The sequence below is a fragment of the Rhodoblastus sp. genome, from assembly GCF_041915505.1.
Lineage (GTDB): Bacteria > Pseudomonadota > Alphaproteobacteria > Rhizobiales > Beijerinckiaceae > Rhodoblastus.
Genome location: NZ_JAYSBG010000371.1, coordinates 1 through 3,293, shown reverse-complemented (window position 1 = coordinate 3,293; position 3,293 = coordinate 1). Strand labels below are relative to the sequence as shown.

Below are 3,293 nucleotides of genomic sequence, written 5' to 3'. Positions count from 1 at the left end.
GCACCGGATCGAACGGCAGGCCGGCCGCCGCGCCGCGCCGCGCGACAATGCCGAACACCAGGAAAACGCCGCTGCCGACCAGATTGAAGGCCAGCACTTTGCGCAGGGGATGCGGATGCAGGATCAGACCATAGAGCCCGAGGCCGACCAGAGCCGCGCCGACCAGGCCCGCGAGAACCGCCGGGGTCATGGCTCGGACCTCCCGCTGGGCGGGCCGGCGACGAGCAGCGGCAAGGCGACCGCGATGGACAACAGCATGAACGTCTCGATGAACAGGATGATCGGCTTGGCGATGGCGGCCGGATAGGCGAAGAAACTGCCTGCCGTGACGATGCCGGCGAGGCCGGCGATCAGGAAGACCGCCGGGCCCGCGACCAGAGCGAGCCGCAGCCAGCGCGCGTCGATGCGCGGCGGCTCGGTGAGCCGGGCCATCATGGCGATCATCCACATGGCGGCGAGCAAAGCGCCGCCCTGGAAGGCGCCGCCGGGCGCGTCAGCGCCGACCCAGAAGATGTGCATGCCGATCACGACGCCGGCCGGCGCCAGCATTTGCGCGAGAAAGACCGTCGCGCCATAGGGATTGCGCCGGCCGAGCGGCGCGGGCGCCGAGCCCCAGGCCTTGTCCGCGCCCGCCGACCAGACGCCGAGCGCGGCGAGGATCAGCACGATCTTTTCGAGCATGGTGTCGAAGGACCGATAGGAGATCAGCACGGCGGTGATCGGATTGCCGAGCCCGGCGCCCGGGCCGTCGGTGGCGGCGGCCGCTGCGGGCGCCAGCGACGGCGCGGGGTCCGGCAGCAGCAGGATGACGGTCATCAGCGCGCCGGCGACCAGCAAGGCGAGCGCGCCGGCGGTAAGCTTGAGCGCGAGGCTGGGCGGCGCAGAGTCGTCCACGGTCTTGAGGGCGCCGAGCCGCTTGCCGGCGGTGACGAGCAGGACGCCGGTCACGCCGCTGCCCACCGCAGCCTCGGTCAGCGCGACATCGGGCGCGTAGAGGCGGATCCAGACCAGCGCCAGCAGCAGCCCATAGGCGACATAGCCGACCACCGAGGCGAACAGGTCGCGCGCAGTTATAGTCCAGGCCGCAATGCCGATGACCAGGACGGCGAGGCCGAGATCGATGACGGGAAGAGCGCTCATCGGCCGCCCCGGCGCAGCGCGCGCCCGATCAATTGCGCCGCGGAGGCGCCTGAGAGCAGCACCAAAACCCAGATGGCGATGAGCTTGAAGGCGTCGAGCAGGCTCGCTGCGCGGGGAATCAACCCCAGCACGATCAGGCCGAGGCCGAGATTGTCGGCTTTGGATAGGGCGTGCAGGCGGGTGAGGGAATCCGGGAAACGCAACAGGCCGATGGTTCCCGCGATGAAGAAGAACACGCCGCCGGCGATCGCGGCGAAGCTGAAAAGATCGGCCAGAATCGTCATTTTTCGGCCTCCCCCTCATCGGAATCGAGCAGATTGACGAAAGCCATGGTGGCGAAGGCCGCGAGCAGAGCAAGGCCGAGCGCGACATCGTCGACGCCCGGGACGCGGGTCGCATAGGCGATTAGCAGCAGGGCGGCGATCCCGCCCGTGCCCAGCAATTGCGTCGCCATCAGGCGGTCGACGTCTTCCGGGCCCCGCAGCACGCGGGCGAGGCCGATGGCGACGGTGAGCACGACCAGGCCGGCGGCGGCCAGCAGCAGTTCATTCATGGAGCAGCGCCTTGTCGAACAAGGCCTCGTCCTCCGCCAGACGCGCGGCGATCGGCTGGCTCATGTCCAAAGCATGGACCATGAGACGGTCGCCCTCGGCGCCGGTCGGCAGCGAGCCGGGCTGCAGGCTCTGGTGCAGGCAGAAGGCGTTGCGGGCGAAGCCGGGCGGAATGGTCAGCGGGCAGGCGACGAAGCCCGGCTCGATGTCGATTCGCGGCGCCAGCGCCCGGCGGGCCACATCGAGGCCGGCGACGATCGAGCCGCGAAGGAAGCGAAAGACCAGCACGACGAGGGGCGCGAAATGCGGCCGCAGGTCGCCGGGCGGGGCCAGAACGAGGCTGATCCAGACCGCGCCGGCCGCCGCCGCCACGCCGACGGGCAGGTCCTTGGGGCTCCAGCCCGCGATCATCAGCCACAGGCCGACGAAAAAGGCGAAACGCGCCGCGAGGTCACGTTTTCGGTATGGCGCGTCGGGGGACAAGCCTGAACTCCATCATTGCGGCGCAAAATCAGGCTAGCATTGCAGAGGCTTAGCGGCAATGCTCGGCTCAGCGCCACATGCCGCGCATATGCGCGCCAATATCGATCCGCGCGCGCGGCGCGGGCCCCGCAGGGGTGGATTCCGTGGCGGGAGGCCACGCGGTCGACTCGAACAAAGGGGTGAGCGCGGCGGGAATGAACCGGCTGCGCGCCGCATAGACGTGGCGGTCGCCGCGCGCGTGCTGGCCATGGGTGAAAAAGCGCTGCGGAACCAGAAGATGCAGGCGGTCCTTGGCGCGGGTCATGGCGACATAGAGCAGCCGGCGCTCCTCCTCGATCTCGGCCTCGACGCCGGTCGCAAGATCGGAGGGAATGCAGCCGTCCACCACATTGAGCAGGAAGACCGATTTCCATTCCTGGCCCTTGGCGGAATGGATGGTGGACAGGATCAGATAATCCTCGTCGCGCAGCGGGACGCCGGCTTCGCCGCTGGTCGCGTCGGGCGGATCGAGCGTCAGTTCTGTCAGGAAGCGTTCGCGCGAAGGATAGGTCGCTGCGATCTGTTCAAGCTGGACGAGATCGATCTGGCGGGTCGCGGAATCCTCATGCAGCCGTTCGAGATGGGGCTCATACCAGGCGCGGGCGCAGGCGACCTGCGCCGGCCATTCGGCGTCGCGGCGATGGAGCGCTTGTATCGCGCCGACGAAGCCGGCCCAGTCCTCGGCTGCCTTGGCCGGCGGGGCGAAAGCCGTTAGCGCCGCCACCGGATCAGCCTCGGCCCCGCTCGCGTCCAGCGCGTTCCGGGCGGTCGAGGGGCCGATTCCGGGCAGGATCTGCAGGAGGCGGAAGCCGGACACGCGGTCGCGCGGGTTCTGGGTGAAACGCAGCAGCGCCAGCAGATCCTTGACATGGGCGCTGTCGAGGAATTTCAGGCCGCCAAATTTCACGAAAGGAATGTTGCGGCGAGTCAGTTCGACTTCGAGCGGCCCGCTATGGTGGGCCGCGCGGAACAGCACGGCCTGCGCCTTGAGTTGCTCGCCGGCCTCGCGCGCCTCCAGCACTTTTTCGACAATGTAATTGGCCTGGCCCGTCTCATCGCGCACCAAGGCGAGCACCGGAC

6 protein-coding genes are annotated in these 3,293 nt (G+C 68.8%); all 6 read right to left on the bottom strand.

All coding sequences use genetic code 11. The features are described from left to right. Positions 1 to 190, bottom strand: a 190-nt coding sequence (locus ACE3S9_RS17080; RefSeq protein WP_374547684.1) for an NADH-quinone oxidoreductase subunit K, incomplete at its 3' end; no start/stop codon positions are given. Further along, complete coding sequence (locus tag ACE3S9_RS17075) at positions 187 to 1,140, bottom strand: hydrogenase subunit MbhD domain-containing protein (protein WP_374547682.1); 954 nt, start codon at positions 1,138 to 1,140, stop codon at positions 187 to 189. The genes ACE3S9_RS17080 and ACE3S9_RS17075, both read right to left, overlap by 4 nt. Continuing rightward, complete coding sequence (locus tag ACE3S9_RS17070) at positions 1,137 to 1,424, bottom strand: monovalent cation/H(+) antiporter subunit G (RefSeq protein ID WP_374547681.1); 288 nt, start codon at positions 1,422 to 1,424, stop codon at positions 1,137 to 1,139. Before ACE3S9_RS17070 ends, ACE3S9_RS17075 begins: the two co-directional genes overlap by 4 nt. Then, positions 1,421 to 1,693 carry a monovalent cation/H+ antiporter complex subunit F gene (locus ACE3S9_RS17065; protein ID WP_374547680.1) on the bottom strand — a complete coding sequence of 91 codons (273 nt, stop codon included), beginning with the start codon at positions 1,691 to 1,693 and terminating at the stop codon, positions 1,421 to 1,423. Before ACE3S9_RS17065 ends, ACE3S9_RS17070 begins: the two co-directional genes overlap by 4 nt. After that, complete coding sequence (locus ACE3S9_RS17060) at positions 1,686 to 2,174, bottom strand: Na+/H+ antiporter subunit E (protein WP_374547679.1); 489 nt, start codon at positions 2,172 to 2,174, stop codon at positions 1,686 to 1,688. Before ACE3S9_RS17060 ends, ACE3S9_RS17065 begins: the two co-directional genes overlap by 8 nt. 67 nt (positions 2,175 to 2,241) lie before the next feature. Beyond that, positions 2,242 to 3,293, bottom strand: a 1,052-nt coding sequence (locus tag ACE3S9_RS17055; RefSeq protein WP_374547677.1) for a 3'-5' exonuclease, incomplete at its 5' end; no start/stop codon positions are given.

Excerpts from the sequence above, each read along its gene's own strand:
- ACE3S9_RS17075 (WP_374547682.1), bottom strand. The coding sequence starts at position 1,140 with ATGAGCGCTCTTCCCGTCATCGATCTCGGCCTCGCCGTCCTGGTCATC.
- ACE3S9_RS17070 (WP_374547681.1), bottom strand. The coding sequence starts at position 1,424 with ATGACGATTCTGGCCGATCTTTTCAGCTTCGCCGCGATCGCCGGCGGC.
- ACE3S9_RS17065 (WP_374547680.1), bottom strand. The coding sequence starts at position 1,693 with ATGAATGAACTGCTGCTGGCCGCCGCCGGCCTGGTCGTGCTCACCGTC.